The sequence below is a fragment of the Flavobacterium sp. genome (genome assembly GCF_036515215.1).
GTDB lineage: Bacteria > Bacteroidota > Bacteroidia > Flavobacteriales > Flavobacteriaceae > Flavobacterium.
In genome coordinates, this window is record NZ_DATBVQ010000177.1 from 21,149 (window position 1) to 39,576 (window position 18,428).

The following is an 18,428-nucleotide window of genomic DNA, read 5'->3' on the forward strand; positions in this document are numbered from 1 at the left end:
TTATGATTCTTGGCATCCGACTAAAATAAAATAATAGTCCTGAATTAACAAATCTTCAAATTTTCAAATTGGTCATTTAATTTGTAAATTTGCGATTCAATAAAAATCATACAACAATGGAAAATGGAATATACGCTAAATTCAACACCGCTAAAGGTGCTATTTTAGTAAAACTAGAACACGAATTGACACCAGGAACCGTAGGGAATTTTGTAGCACTTGCAGAAGGAAATATGGAAAATAAAGTAAAACCGCAGGGGACAAAATTTTATGACGGTTTAAAATTCCATAGAGTAATTCCAGATTTCATGATTCAAGGAGGATGTCCACTTGGAACTGGAACTGGGGACCCAGGATACAAATTTGATGATGAATTCCACCCAAGTTTGAAACACGACAAACCAGGAATTTTAGCTATGGCTAATTCAGGTCCTGGAACTAACGGATCTCAATTTTATATCACACACGTTCCGACTCCATGGTTGGACGGGAAGCACACTGTATTTGGACATGTTGTCGAAGGACAGGATGTCGTTGACGCTATTGCTCAAGGTGATGTTTTAGACAGTTTAGAAATTGTAAGAGTAGGGGACGAAGCAAAGAATTGGAACGCCATCGAAGCTTTTATCACTTTCAAAGGGGCACGTAACAAGCGTGACGCTGCCATGAAAGCTGATGCGGAAGCTGCGATGGAAAAACTGGCGGCCGGTTTTGAAAAAACGGAAAGCGGATTGCGTTACCAGTTCATCCAAAGAGGTGAGGGTAAAAAAGCGGAAAGCGGAAAAACGGTTTCAGTTCATTACGAGGGTTCATTAGAAAACGGTAAAGTTTTTGACTCTTCTTATCCAAGAAAAAAACCAATCGAATTCAGATTAGGCCAAGGTCAGGTGATCGAAGGATGGGATGAAGGTATCGAATTGTTGAGAGTGGGTGACAAAGCGCGTTTCGTCATTCCGGCTCATTTAGGTTACGGATCTCGCGGTGCCGGAGGAGCAATTCCACCAAACGCCACTTTGATTTTTGACGTAGAGTTGATGGACGTTAAATAATAAGTATTCAGCGGCCAGTTTTTAGTGGTCGGAGATTATAAGAATATATCGAAATCCCCTTCGCCGCGGCGAAGGGGATTTTTGTTTTTAAAGGATGTTTTGATAATGTCCTTCCCTTTTTCTTTCCTCTTTATTCTTTCCTCTATTTTTTCCACTTTATATTGCAGCCTATGCTTGGTTTTTGATCGGGATTGATTGTTCTGTTGTAAATCACCCCGTCAATCGCACCTCTCAAATCGCTTCCGCTTAACGGGATACCATTTCCTGGACGGCTGTCGTCTAGTTGCCCGCGATAAACTAATTTGTCCTGATTGTCAAACAAAAAGAAATCGGGCGTGCAAGCAGCATCATAGGCTTTGGCTACTTCTTGCGTTTCGTCGTACAGATAGGGAAACTCAAAACCATTTTCGAAAGCAAATTCGGTCATCAATTCAGGAGCGTCCTGAGGGTAGTTTACCACATCGTTACTCGATATGGCGACAACACCAAGTCCTTGTACCCTGTAATCATTGGAAATCATAACCACCTCCTCAATAACGTGATGCACAAAAGGACAGTGATTACAAATAAACATAACCAATGTGCCTTTTTCTCCTTTCAGATCCGCAAAAGAAAAGGATTCTGTTCCGGATGTCATGTCTTTTAAATAAAATTCGGGAGCTCTTGTTCCCAAGGGAAGCATTTTAGATGCGGTTCGCGACATTGTTTAATTTTTAGAGCTTAAAGTTAAGAAAAAAGGATTGCTTTTTTGTTCAAAAAAGCTACATTTAGGTTTTAAATGGCTTTGGACGCTAATGATTGCATTGATATGGAAAATAATTTAAGTTGGCAAGATTTCGAAAAAGTGGAAATGCGAGTAGGCACCGTAATGGAAGTAAACGATTTCCCCGAAGCCAGAAAACCTGCTTACCAGCTCAGCATTGATTTTGGTAGCGCGATAGGGATCCTAAAAACCTCTGCGCAAATCACCAAACGATATTCCAAAGAAGATTTGATCAACCGACAAATTGTTGCTGTAGTCAATTTTCCCAAAAAGCAAATTGGGAAGTTCATGAGCGAATGTCTTGTCCTGGGAGCAATTGGGGCTGATAGCGACGTTGTTTTACTTGCACCGGATTTCAAAATCGAAAATGGATTACGGATTGGCTAACTTCAAATGGCTTAAAAATCCACAATCGCATATTTCAGTTACAAAAATGTTAATAAGCTGAATTATAGATATTTAGTTTAAAAAATATCGTAAATTTACTTTGGGCTTAATTGAGCGATAGTGTTTTTTGCCCCAAATAATTTATTTCGTTTGGTTAAGGTTCCCCTACACCTAACAAGGGGAACCTTGATTGCTGTATAAATCATTCTAATTAAATGTTTTATGCGAATTGAAAAGAAATCGGGGATAAACATTCCTAAGATTTAAAACTAAATGGATGCGGCTGTTTGTGCGGCAGTAAACAATAAGTCCCCAACAATTGTTGGCAACAAGACTAAAATAATCCCGAAATTATGGACTCTTCTAATCTAAATTATAATGAAGCCGAAACGGTTGATGTAAGAAAGTTGATTCTTGAAAATTCACTAGAGCCGAATGACGAGAAGGATCTTGATGCCCTTCTTGAAAGGATAGGAGACGCCAAGTATGTACTGTTAGGGGAAGCCTCTCACGGTACCCATGAATATTACACTTGGCGCATGCAAATTAGCAAAAAACTGATTGAGCAAAAAGGCTTTTCATTTATTGCCGTGGAAGGTGACTGGCCGGATTGCTACAAGCTGAACCGATATGTGAAAAATTATCCCGACGCAGGAAAAACCGCTTTCGAAGTACTTCAAGCATTCAACAGATGGCCTACTTGGATGTGGGCAAATTGGGAGACCGTCGCATTGGGGGAATGGCTTCGCACACATAATGACAATCATTCAAAAGGTAGGAAAGTAGGGTTTTATGGATTGGATGTATATAGTCTCTGGGAATCATTTGATGAGATCATAAACTATTTGGATGAGAAAGATCCAGTGACAAAGCAAGCGGCAATCGATGCGCTCAGCTGTTTCGAGCCCTATAACTACGGGGAAGGGCAGGAATATGCAAGGGCCACCCGAATGGTTTCGCTGCAGTGTGAAGATGAGGTTGTCAATCTGTTGACCAAAATCAGAAGAAATGTCCCGATGTATAATGCGGATCCTGAAGCGGTGATTAATGTCGAGCAAAATGCCCAGGTGATTGTCAACGCGGAGCGGTACTATCGCGCAATGCTAAGTTCAGGTCCAAAATCTTGGAATATTCGAGACCGGCACATGGTACAGACTTTATACAGGCTAATGGAATTCCATGGGGCTGAAGCCAAGGGAATCATTTGGGAGCACAATACCCATATTGGTGATGCGCGCGCGACAGATATGGCCCACAGGGGTAAGATAAATGTGGGACAAATTATAAACGAGGAGCATAAACCCGAGGAAGTGTTTTCTGTTGGATTTGGAAGCTATCAGGGCACTGTAATTGCCGGCCGGGAATGGGGCGACGTGATGCAAGTAATGAAAGTTCCGGAGGCAATAAAGCACAGTTGGGAATACGAATTACATAAGCTGGATGCTAAAGACAGGATCGTTTTTATGACAGAAGAGATGAAAAACCGCATCGGGAAAAGGGAATTCGACCATCGGGCCATCGGCGTGGTGTACCATCCAAAGCAGGAGCATTTTGGCAATTATGTCCCGAGTATGCTTCCGTATCGCTATAATGCTTTTGTTTACATTGACGAAACGTCGGCATTGCATCCGCTTCACATAAAACCGGACGGAAATCAGATGCCGGAAACCTTCCCATTTGGAGTTTAAAAAGTAACGAGGATTATAAATTTTAAATACAATATAAAATGGAAAAGAAAAAAATGATTGACGTATTGCATTTTTGTGCCGCACAATGCACGCACTGTTATGATGCCTGCCATTTAGAAAAAGAAATGGATATGTCCAGCTGTATGATGAACGATCAGGATTGTGCCGATTTATGCCGCTTAACGGCACAGGTACTGGAACGAAACTCGGATAATGCGGATATATTTCTGAAAGTGTGCATGGTGATGTGCGAGAGATGCGCCACCGAATGTGAGAAATATCCAAAGATGGAAGCTTGCAAAAAATGCGCTGAGGCATGCCGCGAATGCGCAGCAATGTGCCATGAACAAGAATTGGCACATTAGAAAAATAGGCTATCGTTATCCGAAATGACGATAGCCGGTATTTGGACTTGAAGAGCAACAGTCATGCCTTGGACAAAAACAAATTATCCGAGTTCTCTGAAGAATCTTCCTCCCCCGGTTCGCAACAAAGCTATCGAAATCGCCAATGCCTTGCTGGAAAAAGGAAACATGGAGGAGGGTAGAATTATCGCCACAGCAATAAATAATGCCAAAACTTGGGCGAGCAAGCAGGGGCTGATTTCGGAGGACGTTCCGAAAAAGAAAACCTGAAAAGGGATTTCAAGTACCACTATTTACAACCCATAACTAAGAACCTTCTTATTCTTTATATCATGTCAGCAACCATAAGCACCACCTTGACAATTAAAAGTTCCGCTTTTAAGAACAACGAAACTATCCCGTCAAAATATACCTGCGATGGGAAGAATATTAATCCGGATATAACTATCGGGAATATTCCCGAAAACACGGAAAGTCTCGCTTTAATTGTCGACGATCCGGATGCTCCGAATGGAAATTATACCCACTGGGTAGTGTGGAATATTCTGCCAAGCAACACCATAAAAGAGAATAGCCGGCCCGGAATAGAAGGCAAAAACAGCATGAATGAAAACAAGTATGCTGGGCCATGTCCTTCAAGAGGCACACATCATTATCATTTTAAGGTATTTGCTTTGGACGTTAAATTGAACTCCCTGCCACCAAGTACCAATGAAAATGAACTAATGAATGCCATGAAAAAGCATATAATTGCTTCCGGGGAATTAATTGGATTGTATAAAAGACTTTGAAAAATAAACGGACTCTCGAGACTTAGTTGTAAAAAGGACATAAGTATATTTATCACTTTAATTGATAAATATAACTTATGTTTTTAGTGTAAGCGTATCGGAAGATCAAGGGCGTAATTATTTTTTTAAGAGCTGGATATCTGCTATTAGGGCGACCTCTTCGCTCACCATTTTCCCTCCGGCCTCTATTGCAACATTCCATGTCAGTCCATACTCTCTGCGATCAATTTTACCTCTAATCTCAAAACCCGCCTTGGTATTGCCCCAAGGATCTTTCGCTGTTCCTCCATATATTACAGCGAGTGTAATCGGTTTCGTTATATCTTTAATGGTAAGATTGCCTGTCAATTCAAATTTGTCATCTCCCTTTTTTGTGAAGTTTGTTGAGATAAAGGAAAGCTTCGGGAATTTTTCCGCATCAAAGAAATCGGCGCTTTTAAGGTGGGTGTCTCTTTTTTCATCATTAGTATTGATGGAATTGACGTTTGCGCTAAATGAAAATTTTGCGTTTTCAAAATGCTCGCCAGCTTCTACCGTTCCCTCAATTTTGGTGAATGTTCCCCTTAGGGTGCTAATGTTAAGATGTTGAATGTTAAACTGTAGCGTAGAATGTGCCGGGTCTATCACCCATTTTGTGCTTTCCATGATGCCGTTTTTTAAAGATTATTCAAATTATAGAATATAAGATTAAAGTTACGGTTTATTTTAATTATTCACTTGATAATCAGCAAAATATGTTTAAAAGCGAATGCCAGTGATTAGTTGCCACAAGATCAATATTTCAACAACGGGGAATTGCGGAAACTCTAAACCAATTTTAGGATTGCATCACGGGCTTATGTTCCAAATGCTTATTTTTCTTCTGGTTTCAAATCCTAATTTTTCGTATAATTTGACGGCTCGAATGTTGGCCGTGGCTACATGTAAGAAAGGAGTTTTGTTTTGTTCAAAAATGGCATTTGCAACATGCGCAACCAGTTGCTTCGCATAGCCTTTTCCGATATGTTCAGGATGCGTAATAACGGCGCTCACTTCCGTAAATGCATTCATTTGCATGCGTTCGCCTGTTATGGCGACAAGTTGGTTGCCCTTGAATATGCCGTAATAATTGCCTAAATCAGCCGTCTTGGATTTAAAGTATTCCGGATAAACAATTTTGACCAGTCCCAAAAGTGCTTCTCTATGGCTTTCTTCCAGTTTTATAATTTCATCGGCAAAAGGAATTACAATTTTATTGCGTACAATCATCTGCAAGCACACCAATTCGTCTTTGAGCTTTAAAGAAGCCGGGATGCTCGGTTTTTTCCCGAATATAAAAAAGGAAGGAACTAGTTTTGAATAGGCCAGAAAGTCCTCTCCTTTGTTCGGCATTTCATTAAAAGCGCCAAAGGCACAATAATCTTGATGATAAAAGCGGGTTTTGTTGTAAGTGAGAACCAGTTTTTTATGGCTTTCCACCAAGGAATACCAAACGGGATTGTCCAATTTTTGTTCTTCGTTCATGGGTGAAAATCTAGTGGTGTGTGATTAATTGACTTTTCCGACTACCGTCTATTTTGAAAACAGATGACCTATTTGCGCAAAGTGGTGGTCATCGTGTTCCGCTACAAAAAAGAACAAATCGATGGTTCGCATTGGCGTTTTTAACCTTGGATGTAAGGCAAATTTGTTAATTTCCTTTTCCGAGAGCAATTTTAATGCGTTTATTGTTGCTTCCCTAAGATTTCGAAACTCGGCTACTAGGACATTAATGTCTTTTTCATTGTGCCTTGCCAGATCGGTTTTTTTGTTTTCTAAATCGGTGGGTCTCAAAAATTCCTTGTCATTTAATATGTCTTCAAGTCTTCCTTGCCATAGCGGCTCGAGATCAATAAGATGTCCTACGTTTTCTTGAATGGACCATTTTTCATCAATCTTAGTTATTAATTTTTCAGCGGAAATCTGATCAATTAAATGTCGCAAGTTTGCTGGTGCGCATTCCAGTCTCTCGATGATCGATGGAAAAATATTCTGTTCGGATGAAAATTCAAATTTTCTGTCAAACCATTTTATTTGTTTCATTTTAGCTTTGATTATTTCACTGTTCTTATCTGGATTTTTTTTTACTCAATAGGCAAACTGTCAATTTGTCCCCATTCGGTCCAGGAACCGTCGTATACTGCTTTTGGGTTGTTGTTTCCGATGAGTTCATACGCTATCAAATCAATGCAGGCCGTCACTCCGGAGCCGCAGGAAAAAAGTAAGGGCTTGTCGTTTTGCGGCAGTATTTTTGCCAATTCATCCTTGGGCAAAAATTTACCGTCTTTCAAGAGATTGCTGTACGGGATATTGATGGATCCAGGAATGTGGCCGCTTCGTAGTCCCGCTCTGGGTTCCGTCGTTTCGCCCAGGAAGCGATCTTCGGATCTTGCGTCAATCAGTACGGCTTCCTTTGTGGATATGTTTTCTAAAATTTGCTCCTTGGTTTTGAAAAGTTCCGGTTTGAATTTCGATACAAAATTCCCCAAGGCATAGTGTCGTTTTTCGGGTTTTTCAACAGTATAAGCGTGATTTGCCCATTCCGGTAGTCCGCCATCTAAAACCCAAACATTTTCATGCCCCATGATTTTAAACAACCACCATGCCCTTGCACTCGAGAAAATCCCCAAACTGTCATAAACGACTATTTTACTGTCGTTGTTGATGCCCAGTTTTCTGGCTGCTTTTTCGAAGGCTTCGGGACTAGGAAGCGTGTTAGGTAAAGGGCTATCGGTATCACTAAACTCGTTTTTGATATCAAAATAACGGGCGCCTTTAATTTGGATATCTTGAAATTGGGGTTCCACTTTTGCTTGGTTTACCTGTTGGCTGGCATCGAGTATAATTAAATCGGGATCGTTAAGATGCTCATGAAGCCATTTTACGGATACGATAGGTTTTTTCATTTTATAATTATTTTAAAGATTTTGTTTTGGCGCGTTTGTTCCATTTCCAGATTTCGATCCAGCCTACAGAAACCGTGCTTACCAAAATGCAAATTCCAATTTGATGGAGTTGCAATGGGAGAACGGCAAAAAAATGGGCAATAGGATTAATATATATAATCACGGCAAGCATCAGGAGCGTTGCTGAATTGACAAATACCATCATGTTATTCTTGTTTTGCAACGATGTGAAAACGGAATAATAGAACGAACGATTGACCAATGACAATATTATGTTCGAAAAAACTAGCGTGGTAAAAACCATAGTTCGAGTTAAATTTTCGCTGCCTCCATTTTGAGCAGATAATTGATACACAAACAATATTCCTACCGTGATGACAATTCCTTGTATAATGCTGATTCCCATCTCTTTTAATGACAAGAAGGTGCTCCCCAATTGCCGCGGCATTTGAAGCATGCTATTTTTCTCGGCAGGTTCATTTTCATATACAATGGAACACATGGGACCCATAATCAACTCCAGGAAAATGACATGCACGGGCGTAAAAATGTCGGGATAAACCCAACCCAAAAACAATGGTAAGGAAACCGTAAGGATAATGGGAATGTGTATGGAAACAATATATTGCACTGCCTTTTTGAGATTGGTATAAATACGGCGCCCTGCGGCTATAGCTACTACCATTTTGGATAAATCGTCATCGACTAAGATTAAGTCGGCAGCCGTTTTGGCGATTTCAGTCCCTTTTTTGCCCATAGCAATCCCTATGTGGGAAGCTTTCAATGCCGGGCCGTCATTGACTCCGTCACCAATCATGGCGACTACTTGATTGTCTTTTTTTAGTGCATTCACCACCGCAAGTTTGGCCTCAGGAAACATTCGGGTCATTAGCGTACTGTTGTGAATGTTTTCTAATCTGTTCTCTTCATCCATTTGCATGATTTCTTCGCCTTCCATCACAAAACCAGGATTTTTTATTCCGGCCATTTCAGCAATGGCCCTGGTTGTGATGCTGTTATCGCCAGTTATCACTTTTACCTGAATCCCCGCATTATAGAATTTTTGGATTACTTGTTGAATATTAGGCTTTGGCGGGTCGTAGAAAACCACTAGTCCCACAAAATTGAAAGGAAGGTCTTGTTGGTTTTTTGGATAGTCCGTTCCTCCGTATTCGGAGTAGCCCACGCCAAGGATGCGGTAGCCTTTGGACGCTAAATTGTCTATTGTTTTTTGAATCCTGGTTATATCCTCTGCGTCAATATTGGAGACCTTTATAAGGGTTTCAGGGCCACCTTTGGCGGCAATGATGCGTTTGCCATCCTTATTTTGAAAGACGTGCGTCATCATAGGCGGTTTTCCGTCCAGTGGATATTCATGCACCATCATATACTCACGTCTGGTGTCGGCAGTCGTTGTTTTCTCGTACTCACGATGCAAACTTTTTTCCATAGGGTCAAAGGGAACGGGCTCGCTTGCCCACATGGCAATTTCAATTACTTTTTCGGCCTCAACGTTTTTCCAATCTTCCTTTTCGTAAAGCTTGTCGGTATTGAAAGCGTAGATGGATTGCAGACTCATTTTATTCTCGGTAATAGTTCCTGTTTTATCAGTGCAAATGACCGTGGCTCCCCCCAAGGTTTCCACTGTTCTAATTTTTTTGACAATAACTCCCTCTTTCATTAATCTCCAAGAGCCCAAAGCCATAAATGTGGTGAAGGCCACCGGAATTTCTTCGGGAAGAATTGACATGGCCAACGTCAATCCTTTCAGTAAACTGTTAAGCAGATTGTGGGTTCGCCAAAAATAGACTGCCCAAACCAACAAAAAAAAGGCAATACCTATGATCGCCATCCCTTTTACAAATTTTTCGATTTGTATTTGAAGTGGTGTCGCTTCATCTTTAATGCCTATTAGGGAACTTCCGAGTTTGCCGATCACTGTTGCAGGACCAATTTTATTCACCCTATAAACAGCCAGTCCTGATGCGACCAGGGTTCCGCTGTAAATAGTTTTGTTTTCTGTTTTTTCTGATTTAAATACCGCATAAGGCTCCCCGGTAAGTGCGGATTCGTTTACCGAAAAATCATTGCTGTGGACTATTTCCCCATCAGCATTAATGGTGTTGCCTTCCTTGGCTATTACAAGATCATTGACAACAATCTCTTTGGTAGGAATGCTTTTCGTTACGCCATTCCTCAGTACGGTGCTCAGTGGTTCATTCAGCTTTTCTAGAGCGTCCAATGCTTTTCGGCTGCGGTTGTCTTGGTAAAATGAAATCCCGGAAATGGCGATTATTGCAGCCAACATAAAGTAAGCCTCGTTGTTTTGACCCAAAATAAAATAAATGATGGCCACTACAATCAATAACAACAACATTGGTTCTTTGCAAAGGTCAAAAAGGGCTAACCACCACCTGTATTTTTGTTTGTGTATTTGTTCGTTATTTCCAAATTGTTCCCTTGAGGCTTGCACCTCGGTGTCTGTCAAGCCAATAAAGCAATCAGGAATATTTATTTTTTTGGACATTGAACTGATGATGAATAGTGATACTCAAATATAAGATTTTTAGATTTATTAAAATAGTTGTTTTCGAGTGTTTTATCAATGAATCAGATGTTGTTTTGCAATTTAAGCCCCATTATTTTTTTCGTTGGTCATAAAAACAAAATAAAGCAAGATTAAAACGCTTGCCGTTCCGGTTACGATAAAAGTGGCATCTGATCCAAATTGATACCAAATCAGTCCCGCCAAGGAACTTGCCAACATGGCGCAAACACTTTGAAAAGCTGAATAGGTGCCGATGGCCGTAGCGATGTCATTCTTGTCCGTGATGTTGCTGATCCAAGCTTTCGAGACACCTTCGGTCGCGGCGGCATAAATTCCATAAAGGGCAAACAGTCCCATGAAAACATAGATGTTGTGGTTGAAACCCATCCCGAAATAGACAATGGCAAAAATCCCGATTCCGGACATCAACATTTTCTTTAATCCGATTCTGTCTGCCAATATTCCCAAAGGGAAGGCAAATGTTGCGTATACGAGATTATAAAAGATGTAAATGCCAATGATGACGCTATCGCTTGCTCCGGATTGCTTAGCTTTAAGCAGCAGGAAAACATCTGAACTGTTAAATAAAGTGAAAGCCAAAAGACCGATTACAACCTTGCGGTACATGACAGGACTTACTTTCCAATAATTTAGGAAGGAGAAAAAGGGCGTCCGTTTTTTTTCTGTGGGAACGGTTCCTTTTTTCTCTTTCAAGAAAAAGGAGGCGCCCACGGCAAGCAGTCCCGGAATGAAAGCAAGGTAAAACAAAGTTTTATAGTCTTCAGGGTAGAGGTATAGGTAGAGCAATGCCAATGAAGGGCCCAAAACGGCTCCTAATGTGTCCATAGAGCGATGAAAACCAAACACTTTTCCTTTGGTTTCGGGAGTGGCTTCCTCAGAAAGGATTGCGTCTCTAGCTCCTGTTCGGATTCCTTTGCCAAAGCGGTCAATTGTGCGAGCAAAGAAAATCCATAAAGGATATATGAAAACCGCCATCATGGGTTTAGACATTGCACTAAAGGCATAGCCAATTTGGACAAAAGGAACTCGTTTTCCTGTTACATCAGAGCGTTTTCCAAAATAACCCTTACTGAGTCCCGCAGTCGCCTCAGCAACACCTTCAAGAATACCAATAAGAACAATTGAAAAGCCAATGGACTTAAGATATATAGGCATGATAGGATACAGCATTTCGCTGGCCGTATCAGTAAACAAACTGATTAATGATAAAATCCAGACGGTTCGGCTGATGTTTTTCAAAATTAGAGATTGTTTGTTAATGCCTCTATAAATGTAAATAAAAAGCCTGAAAACCAATTGATTTTCAGACTTTTTAAATGGGAATTGATTAAGGGTTTAAAACTACTCTTGTTTTAAAGTTTCATTTTTAGTTGTCTCTTTTTCTGGTTCCTTGGTTTGGTGAATAACCATCTGCGGAAATGGAATTTCGATTCCTTCTTTGTCGAAAGCTACTTTTAATCTCTTGCGAAGTTCTCCTGTAACCTCCCATTGCTTGCTAGGTAAAGTTTCGCCTAATATTTTTAGCATAATGGCCGAATCTGCAAAATCATTTACACGCAAGAATTGGGGGACAAGGATGATGGAATCTTTCCATAAATCATCTTGCGCCAATTCAGTTCCTGTCCTGTTTATTACCGCTATGACATGTTCTAAATTGGAACTGTATCCAACCCCGACATCCAGATTGATACGGGAAAAATCTTTGGAAAAATTGGATACTTTTTTAATTTCACCATGAGGAATATGGTGAACGGTTCCGTCTAAATCCCGTAAAGTTGTTTTCCTTAAACTGATTTCCTGAACTGTACCACTTGCGTTATCAAAACTCACCACATCGCCTATGCGGTATTGGTTTTCAAGTATGATAAAAAGGCCGGAAATGATATCGCGAATGAGGTATTGCCCACCAAAACCGAAAGCCAAGCCCACAATTCCTGCGGCGGCCAAAATAGGGGCAATCTCTACTCCGAATTCTTGCAGCACCATTAAACCGGTGATGGTTAGCAAAGCAATGTTTGCCGTGGTGGTGAATATTTGGATTAAGGTGTTTTCTCTCTTTTCTTCTGCTTCTTTTGAAGAGATTCCGTCCGGTCTAACCGCGATTCTAACCGCTTTTTCAATGAAAGAGGTGATCACTTTATTGAGGATTAAAGCGCCTACAATGATTAGTACGATTTTGAGTCCGCTTGTCAGCAACCATGGGATAATTAATTCACTATACTTTTCGGTATATTGTAATGCAATTTCGTTCATGAAAATTTTTTATTTGAATTATTTTATATGCAAAAAGTCCAAAAGCCGTATGGTTTTTGGACTTTTTGCTTTTTGTGCAAAATATTTAATTTAAATAAATATCTTAAATATCATCAAAATCAATATCGATAAAACTGGATGTTTCGGGTACTGTTTCTTCAGTTACCACTTTTTCAGTGGCATATTCTTTTTTAAAATCCTTTTGATGTCTTTCTGATATCACCTCTTCGCCCTTGTGGTTCAAAACGTAGGAAGTCATGTCGTTAAGGATTTCCGAGAATGATGCGAAATCTTCTTTGTACAAATATATTTTATGTTTCTTGAAGTGAAATGAGCCATCTTCTTCGGTGAATTTTTTACTTTCTGTAATCGTAATATAATAATCATCCGCTTTTGTCGCTCTAACATCAAAGAAGTAAGTCCTTCTTCCTGCACGTAAAACTTTAGAAAATATCTCTTCTTTTTCTAACATGTCATTTTCTCTCATAATCCTTTCAGTCAATTTATGGTTATTAAATCGTAACCAAAAATCCTAAAAATATATGTATTAAACAACAATTACTGCAATTCTTTTTCGGAAAGTTGTTTTAGATAGAGGGAAGCATAATACCCTTCTTGATTTATCAACTGGTTATGAGATCCTTGTTGGATAATTTTTCCGTCCTCCAGAATAATGATTTTATCGGCATTTTTGGCAGATGATACCCTATGGCTAACAATTATGGTCGTTTTGTCTTTGCAAATCTCATTTAGGTTGTTCAAAATAGCTTCTTCGGTTTCAGTGTCAACCGCTGACAGACAGTCGTCAAAGAGTAAAATAGGCGGGTTTTTTATAATGGCTCTCGCTATGGAAACCCTTTGTTTTTGTCCTCCTGACAATGTGATTCCTCTTTCGCCCAGAATGGTGTCATATTGTTTGTTAAAGCCCATGATGTTGTCGTGTACAACCGAATTTTTTGCAGCTGCAATCACTTCGTCAATGCTTGCAGTTTCTTTACCAAACTTGATGTTGTTCTTAATCGAGTCGGAAAATAAAAAGGCATCTTGAGGCACAATTCCGATGCTGTTTCGTAAATCAAAAAGGTTTAAGGTGCTGATTTCTTTATCGTCAACTGTGATTTTACCTTCTGTCACATCGTACAATCTTGAAATTAACGACAGAATAGTTGATTTTCCTGATCCCGTTTTTCCGAGAATGGCTAATGTTTCTCCTTTTTTGACGGTAAAAGAAATGTTTTTAATTGCTTTTATATTGGTGTCCTCGTAGGTATAGCTAACATTTTCGAATGAAATCGAGCCATTTATTATGGAGTGATTTGGGTTTTTATTTTTTATTTCGGGTTCAATTTTAAGGAACTCGTTCAGTCGTTTTTGTGAAGCTTCAGCTTCTTGAACCATTGATGAAACCCAGCCTAACGAGGCAACAGGCCAAGTAAGCATGTTGACGTATAAAATAAATTCGGCGATTGTACCGATACTTTTGATCGTTCCGTCAATGTACATTAAACCGCCAAAATAGATGACCACCAGGTTACTTATGCCGATAAGAGCCAACATTAATGGCCCGAATAATGATTGTACTTTGGCTAAATTCAAACTTTTACGTTTGCTTTCTTTAGCCAGATTCACCATGTTGTTTTGATGTTGGTCTTCAAGCGAGTAGGCCTTAATTACGCGAATTCCTGAAAATATTTCTTGTGTAAAACTGGATACTTTTGATAGGTACTGCTGGAAAATGGTACTTCTCTTGTTGATTTCTGAACTCAATTTGAAAATTCCATACGACAACAAAGGCAGCGGAAGAATGGTATACAAAGTTAATCGAGGGGATACATTGTACATATACATAATAACGATTGTGAATCGGATAATAGTGTTTATGGTGTACATGACCGCTGGCCCAACATACATTCTCACCTTCGAAACATCCTCGCTTATGCGGTTCATCAAATCGCCCGTACGATTCTTTTTGTAGAAATTTTGGGACAAGTTCATATACTGTCTAAAGACCTCGTTTTTTAAGTCAAATTCAATGTGACGCGACATTACGATTAGGGTTTGTCTCATCAAAAATGTAAGAAAACCAGCGATAATTGTGGTGGCAATAATCAGTAAAATATTGGAAATTAACTCTTGGCGAATCACTGATGTGGCAATGCTTTTGTCTTTTGAAAAAGTCTCGATTACCTTAAAAGATTTGCTGATCAGTTTAGGGGTGAACAACATGAAAATTTGTGCAATTATGGTGAACACTATTCCTAGTAAAAAGCGATATTTATATTTGACAAAATATTTGTTTAAATAAAGTAATTCTTTCATTTTTTTAAGAGATTCTGTATTGAAATAGTTTTATTTTTCGGTTTTTAATCGATTTTCAATAATTTTAAATTTGTTTTTTCGTTCTCGAATTGTCAAATAAGTGATTTTTATTAATAATTTTGACATATCTGTATTTTTTACGTAATTTTGATTTGTCTTTTTGACAAATTCATAATTTTATCATTATAAAAATTTACGATATGAATGCAGCTTTCACAACAGCAAAGGAACTTCAAAAAATGGATCCCGTATTTGGACAATTATCATTTGATGATCACGAACAAATTGTTTTTTGCAACGACAAAGATACGGGTTTAAAAGCAATTATTGGTATTCATAATTCGGTTATGGGACCAGCTTTGGGAGGAACTAGGATGTTTAATTATGCAACCGAATGGGATGCCTTAAATGACGTATTACGCCTTTCACGTGGGATGACCTATAAAGCTGCTATTACAGGATTGAACATTGGCGGTGGAAAAGCCGTGATTTGGGGTGATGCCAAAACGCAAAAAACACCTGCATTGATGCGCAAGTTTGGTGAATTCGTACATTCTTTATCAGGAAGATATATTACGGCGGAAGATGTGGGAATGGAAACAAGTGACATGGATATCGTGAGAGATGTAACTCCATATGTTACGGGAATTTCTGAATCAAGAGGTGGAGCAGGCAATCCATCGCCTGTCACTGCATATGGTGTGTATATGGGAATGAAGGCAGCCGCAAAGCATCAATTTGGCTCGGACGTGCTGGCTGGCAAAAAAGTCTTGGTCCAAGGGATTGGTCATGTCGGGGAAACTTTAGTGGATTATTTAACTAAAGAGGGTGCTCTGGTAACCATTGCTGACATCAACGAAGAAAAACTATATCAAGTGGGAACTAAATACAATGCTCAAATATTCACTGGAGAAGATTTGTATGGCGCTGATGTAGATATCTATGCGCCCTGTGCTATGGGAGCGACAATTAATGACAGTACGGTTCATAAAATAAAAGCAAAAGTGATCGCTGGAGCCGCCAATAATCAGTTGGCAAACGAAGATATTCACGGTGCTATTTTGCAAGAACGCGGTATTCTATATGCACCGGATTTCTTGATTAATGCCGGTGGAATTATCAATGTTTACGCTGAATTAGCACATTACGGGAAAGAAGAAATAATGCGCAGAACCGAAAATATTTACAATACAACTTTAGAGATAATAGATTACGCTGTTGCTAAAGGAATCACAACGCATCAAGCGGCGCTTACCATCGCGCAAAACAGAATTGATCAAAGAAGGATCGAGAACAGAAATAAATAATATCAGGTGTTCGTGATGCGGAATCCAGGGGTTGATTATAATGACCCCTGAATGCCCATCATTGAATACTTTTAAAATAAGCAATTATATATTTTATTTACAAGAATGAAATTCTTATTTTTGCAAAATAATTTAATAAAAGTTCTTACAAGGTGGTAAATAGAAGACACATACGCGTTAAAGTCATGCAATCCATTTATGCGATGCATCAAAACGGTTCTGATAACTTAGAGAAAGAAGAAAAATTTCTTTTTTATAGTATCGACAATATTCAAGATTTATACCTTACAATGATTTCCTCGCTTATGGAAATCTGTAAAAAAGAAACTGAATTTCTGCATAAATCAAGTCTTAAGCATCTTGCAACTCCTGAAGAACGCAAACCCAACGAAAAGTTCATCAAAAACAGTATTTTTCAAATTCTAGCTGAAAACAATTCTCTGAGCATCGCTATGGAGAGCCGTAAAATTGACGCTTGGACTTTGAATGACGACTATATTTTGTTGTTGTTGAATGCCGTAAAAGCGAGTAAGCCGTATACTGATTACATGAGTAGTCCAGCGGGTTCCTTTGAAGAGGACAGACAGCTTATAGTGGATTTGTTTTTGGAGGTGATCGTGCCAAACGAAAAATTGTACGAATTTTTGGAAGACGATAAACTGACTTGGATTGATGATATCCCATTGGTTAACACCCATATAATTAAGCAGTTGAAGGCTATGAAACCTATCATGGACGATAATTTCACTGTTCCTAAAGTTTACAAGGACAGCGAAGACAAGGCATTCGTTAAAGATTTGTTTAGAAAAACAGTTTTGAACGAAATGGAATTGGCAAAGGAATTTGCTGATAAAACCCCCAATTGGGATAGTGACAGAATTGCAGAGGTGGATACCATTATTTTAAAAATGGCTATTTGTGAATTTTTGAAATTCCCTTCAATTCCTGTAAAAGTGACTTTAAATGAATATTTAGAACTTGCCAAAGAGTATTCTACACCAAAAAGTAGTATTTTTATCAACGGGATTTTAGACAATTTAGTTAAAGAGCTGGAAGCCAGTAAAAAAATGATTAAGACCGGTCGCGGATTAATGTAATAGTAATTAAATAAAAAAAGAATTAAAAATTATGGAACAATTAACTCAATTTGCCCCTTTTCTATTAATGTTTGTAGTAATCTATTTCTTTATGATTAGACCACAACAGAAAAAAGCGAAAAGTGAAAAAGAATTTGAAAGCGCTTTAAAAGTAGGCGATAAGATCGTTACTAAAAGTGGTCTTCATGGAAAAGTTTCCGAGCTTGCTGATACTACAGTTGTTATCGAAACAATGGCTGGAAAATTAAAAATGGAGCGTTCTGCAATTTCTATGGAAATGAGTGCTGTATTGGCAAAAAAATAATATTTTTTTAAGGTTACAAAAAAATCCCATTCGGAATTTAATTCTGAATGGGACTTTTTTTTTGGCAGAAAAAGGAAATCACTTTTTACTTTTTTGCTTTTTCTTGCTCTTTTTAGATTTTGCATTGGCTTTTTTAGCTTTAAGCTTCGATTTTAATTTTGCTTTCTTGGCTTTGTCCTTTTTTGCTTTCTTAGCTTTTGCTTTTTTTGCCTTGGCTTTTAGCTTGGCTATTTCGCTGACAATCAGTTTTTTTAGTTTAGCCTTCTCTTTTGCTTTTAATTTCTTCAGTTGAGTTTTTGCCTTTTTCTTTTCGTCTTTGTCGTCTTGGGTAATTGCTTTTTGCGGAATTACAATTGGTTTTTTCTCTATGCTAGCGTCCTTGGAGGCTTTGGGAATGGCGTCAGCAGTTGGCTTATTAACTGTTGGTTTTCTAGGTTTAACAGGAACTACCTTTTTAATGGTGGCCGCTGGAGTTTTTATCTCTACTTTTTTTTCATCCATGATTGCGTCTTCAGTTTAGTTTTAATAGTACATTCTTTCTCTTTTTTTTTTTGATTTAAATCAACTGATTAACAGGGCAATAGTAAATATAGTGAATAAAGAAACACGATA

Annotated in this window: 20 protein-coding genes; 9 read left to right on the forward strand and 11 right to left on the reverse strand. The window is 38.8% G+C overall.

What is annotated here, in order from left to right:
* Positions 1 to 116: 116 nt before the first annotated feature.
* Positions 117 to 1,049 carry a peptidylprolyl isomerase gene (locus VIH09_RS12035; protein WP_331581300.1) on the forward strand — a complete coding sequence of 311 codons (933 nt, stop codon included), beginning with the start codon at positions 117 to 119 and terminating at the stop codon, positions 1,047 to 1,049.
* Positions 1,050 to 1,191: 142 nt separating this feature from the next.
* Here VIH09_RS12035 and VIH09_RS12040 read toward each other — a convergent pair whose 3' ends face one another.
* On the reverse strand, positions 1,192 to 1,752 hold the full coding sequence (locus VIH09_RS12040) for a thioredoxin family protein (RefSeq protein WP_331581302.1): 561 nt from the start codon (positions 1,750 to 1,752) through the stop codon (positions 1,192 to 1,194).
* Between the two features lie 105 nt (positions 1,753 to 1,857).
* Between VIH09_RS12040 and VIH09_RS12045 the strand changes: the two genes are divergently transcribed.
* The 5 genes from VIH09_RS12045 to VIH09_RS12065 all read left to right on the forward strand — a co-directional run bounded on the left by VIH09_RS12045 (position 1,858) and on the right by VIH09_RS12065 (position 5,043).
* Positions 1,858 to 2,199: a tRNA-binding protein gene (locus VIH09_RS12045; RefSeq protein ID WP_331581304.1), complete on the forward strand. Its 342-nt coding sequence runs from the start codon at positions 1,858 to 1,860 to the stop codon at positions 2,197 to 2,199.
* A gap of 353 nt (positions 2,200 to 2,552) precedes the next feature.
* Positions 2,553 to 3,887: an erythromycin esterase family protein gene (locus VIH09_RS12050; RefSeq protein WP_331581306.1), complete on the forward strand. Its 1,335-nt coding sequence runs from the start codon at positions 2,553 to 2,555 to the stop codon at positions 3,885 to 3,887.
* 38 nt (positions 3,888 to 3,925) lie between these two features.
* Positions 3,926 to 4,252 carry a hypothetical protein gene (locus VIH09_RS12055; RefSeq protein WP_331581308.1) on the forward strand — a complete coding sequence of 109 codons (327 nt, stop codon included), beginning with the start codon at positions 3,926 to 3,928 and terminating at the stop codon, positions 4,250 to 4,252.
* 63 nt (positions 4,253 to 4,315) lie between these two features.
* On the forward strand, positions 4,316 to 4,522 hold the full coding sequence (locus VIH09_RS12060; protein WP_331581310.1) for a hypothetical protein: 207 nt from the start codon (positions 4,316 to 4,318) through the stop codon (positions 4,520 to 4,522).
* The gene (locus VIH09_RS12065) at positions 4,468 to 5,043 is read left to right on the forward strand and encodes a YbhB/YbcL family Raf kinase inhibitor-like protein (protein WP_331581312.1); all 576 of its coding nucleotides are present in this window, start codon (positions 4,468 to 4,470) and stop codon (positions 5,041 to 5,043) included. Before VIH09_RS12060 ends, VIH09_RS12065 begins: the two co-directional genes overlap by 55 nt.
* Positions 5,044 to 5,160: 117 nt before the next feature.
* On the opposite strand, the gene VIH09_RS12070 is transcribed toward VIH09_RS12065, so the two are convergent.
* From VIH09_RS12070 to VIH09_RS12110, 9 genes are all read right to left on the reverse strand, one after another.
* Entirely contained in the window at positions 5,161 to 5,688 is a 528-nt protein-coding gene (locus VIH09_RS12070) for a YceI family protein (protein WP_331581314.1), read from the reverse strand.
* Positions 5,689 to 5,871: 183 nt separating this feature from the next.
* Positions 5,872 to 6,546, reverse strand: a complete 675-nt coding sequence (locus tag VIH09_RS12075) for a GNAT family N-acetyltransferase (protein WP_331581316.1) — start codon at positions 6,544 to 6,546, stop codon at positions 5,872 to 5,874.
* A 48-nt stretch (positions 6,547 to 6,594) separates the two neighbouring features.
* Positions 6,595 to 7,104, reverse strand: coding sequence for a DinB family protein (locus VIH09_RS12080; RefSeq protein ID WP_331581318.1), 510 nt, complete (start codon positions 7,102 to 7,104; stop codon positions 6,595 to 6,597).
* Positions 7,105 to 7,145: 41 nt separating this feature from the next.
* Positions 7,146 to 7,967: a sulfurtransferase gene (locus VIH09_RS12085; protein ID WP_331581320.1), complete on the reverse strand. Its 822-nt coding sequence runs from the start codon at positions 7,965 to 7,967 to the stop codon at positions 7,146 to 7,148.
* Positions 7,968 to 7,974: 7 nt separating this feature from the next.
* Positions 7,975 to 10,494, reverse strand: a complete 2,520-nt coding sequence (locus VIH09_RS12090; protein WP_331581322.1) for a cation-translocating P-type ATPase — start codon at positions 10,492 to 10,494, stop codon at positions 7,975 to 7,977.
* Between the two features lie 102 nt (positions 10,495 to 10,596).
* Positions 10,597 to 11,775, reverse strand: a complete 1,179-nt coding sequence (locus VIH09_RS12095) for an MFS transporter (RefSeq protein WP_331581324.1) — start codon at positions 11,773 to 11,775, stop codon at positions 10,597 to 10,599.
* A gap of 102 nt (positions 11,776 to 11,877) precedes the next feature.
* The gene (locus VIH09_RS12100; protein ID WP_331581326.1) at positions 11,878 to 12,789 is read right to left on the reverse strand and encodes a mechanosensitive ion channel family protein; all 912 of its coding nucleotides are present in this window, start codon (positions 12,787 to 12,789) and stop codon (positions 11,878 to 11,880) included.
* Between the two features lie 103 nt (positions 12,790 to 12,892).
* The gene (locus tag VIH09_RS12105) at positions 12,893 to 13,276 is read right to left on the reverse strand and encodes a PUR family DNA/RNA-binding protein (RefSeq protein ID WP_331581329.1); all 384 of its coding nucleotides are present in this window, start codon (positions 13,274 to 13,276) and stop codon (positions 12,893 to 12,895) included.
* Positions 13,277 to 13,347: 71 nt separating this feature from the next.
* Entirely contained in the window at positions 13,348 to 15,108 is a 1,761-nt protein-coding gene (locus tag VIH09_RS12110) for an ABC transporter ATP-binding protein (RefSeq protein WP_331581331.1), read from the reverse strand.
* Between the two features lie 200 nt (positions 15,109 to 15,308).
* On the opposite strand from VIH09_RS12110, the gene VIH09_RS12115 reads away from it, so the two are divergent.
* The 3 genes from VIH09_RS12115 (at position 15,309) to yajC (ending at position 17,816) form a co-directional block, all read left to right on the forward strand.
* Positions 15,309 to 16,415: a Glu/Leu/Phe/Val dehydrogenase gene (locus tag VIH09_RS12115; RefSeq protein WP_331581333.1), complete on the forward strand. Its 1,107-nt coding sequence runs from the start codon at positions 15,309 to 15,311 to the stop codon at positions 16,413 to 16,415.
* Positions 16,416 to 16,600: 185 nt separating this feature from the next.
* On the forward strand, positions 16,601 to 17,512 hold the full coding sequence (gene nusB / locus VIH09_RS12120) for a transcription antitermination factor NusB (protein ID WP_331581373.1): 912 nt from the start codon (positions 16,601 to 16,603) through the stop codon (positions 17,510 to 17,512).
* 31 nt (positions 17,513 to 17,543) lie between these two features.
* A complete protein-coding gene (gene yajC, locus VIH09_RS12125; protein WP_331581335.1) occupies positions 17,544 to 17,816 on the forward strand; it encodes a preprotein translocase subunit YajC in 273 nt (90 codons plus the stop codon).
* Positions 17,817 to 17,894: 78 nt separating this feature from the next.
* On the opposite strand, the gene VIH09_RS12130 is transcribed toward yajC, so the two are convergent.
* On the reverse strand, positions 17,895 to 18,317 hold the full coding sequence (locus VIH09_RS12130; protein WP_331581337.1) for a hypothetical protein: 423 nt from the start codon (positions 18,315 to 18,317) through the stop codon (positions 17,895 to 17,897).
* Between the last annotated feature and the right edge of the window lie 111 nt (positions 18,318 to 18,428).

What these genes read in the sequence shown, in the direction of transcription:
- VIH09_RS12075 (WP_331581316.1), bottom strand. Translation starts at nt 6,546, where the DNA reads ATGAACGAAGAACAAAAATTGGACAATCCCGTTTGGTATTCCTTGGTG.
- VIH09_RS12100 (WP_331581326.1), bottom strand. Translation starts at nt 12,789, where the DNA reads ATGAACGAAATTGCATTACAATATACCGAAAAGTATAGTGAATTAATT.
- VIH09_RS12055 (WP_331581308.1), top strand. Translation starts at nt 3,926, where the DNA reads ATGGAAAAGAAAAAAATGATTGACGTATTGCATTTTTGTGCCGCACAA.
- VIH09_RS12060 (WP_331581310.1), top strand. Translation starts at nt 4,316, where the DNA reads ATGCCTTGGACAAAAACAAATTATCCGAGTTCTCTGAAGAATCTTCCT.
- VIH09_RS12115 (WP_331581333.1), top strand. Translation starts at nt 15,309, where the DNA reads ATGAATGCAGCTTTCACAACAGCAAAGGAACTTCAAAAAATGGATCCC.
- VIH09_RS12035 (WP_331581300.1), top strand. Translation starts at nt 117, where the DNA reads ATGGAAAATGGAATATACGCTAAATTCAACACCGCTAAAGGTGCTATT.
- VIH09_RS12080 (WP_331581318.1), bottom strand. Translation starts at nt 7,104, where the DNA reads ATGAAACAAATAAAATGGTTTGACAGAAAATTTGAATTTTCATCCGAA.
- VIH09_RS12090 (WP_331581322.1), bottom strand. Translation starts at nt 10,494, where the DNA reads ATGTCCAAAAAAATAAATATTCCTGATTGCTTTATTGGCTTGACAGAC.
- VIH09_RS12105 (WP_331581329.1), bottom strand. Translation starts at nt 13,276, where the DNA reads ATGAGAGAAAATGACATGTTAGAAAAAGAAGAGATATTTTCTAAAGTT.
- nusB (WP_331581373.1), top strand. Translation starts at nt 16,601, where the DNA reads ATGCAATCCATTTATGCGATGCATCAAAACGGTTCTGATAACTTAGAG.
- VIH09_RS12070 (WP_331581314.1), bottom strand. Translation starts at nt 5,688, where the DNA reads ATGGAAAGCACAAAATGGGTGATAGACCCGGCACATTCTACGCTACAG.
- VIH09_RS12040 (WP_331581302.1), bottom strand. Translation starts at nt 1,752, where the DNA reads ATGTCGCGAACCGCATCTAAAATGCTTCCCTTGGGAACAAGAGCTCCC.
- VIH09_RS12045 (WP_331581304.1), top strand. Translation starts at nt 1,858, where the DNA reads ATGGAAAATAATTTAAGTTGGCAAGATTTCGAAAAAGTGGAAATGCGA.
- VIH09_RS12085 (WP_331581320.1), bottom strand. Translation starts at nt 7,967, where the DNA reads ATGAAAAAACCTATCGTATCCGTAAAATGGCTTCATGAGCATCTTAAC.
- VIH09_RS12130 (WP_331581337.1), bottom strand. Translation starts at nt 18,317, where the DNA reads ATGGATGAAAAAAAAGTAGAGATAAAAACTCCAGCGGCCACCATTAAA.
- VIH09_RS12110 (WP_331581331.1), bottom strand. Translation starts at nt 15,108, where the DNA reads ATGAAAGAATTACTTTATTTAAACAAATATTTTGTCAAATATAAATAT.
- VIH09_RS12050 (WP_331581306.1), top strand. Translation starts at nt 2,553, where the DNA reads ATGGACTCTTCTAATCTAAATTATAATGAAGCCGAAACGGTTGATGTA.
- yajC (WP_331581335.1), top strand. Translation starts at nt 17,544, where the DNA reads ATGGAACAATTAACTCAATTTGCCCCTTTTCTATTAATGTTTGTAGTA.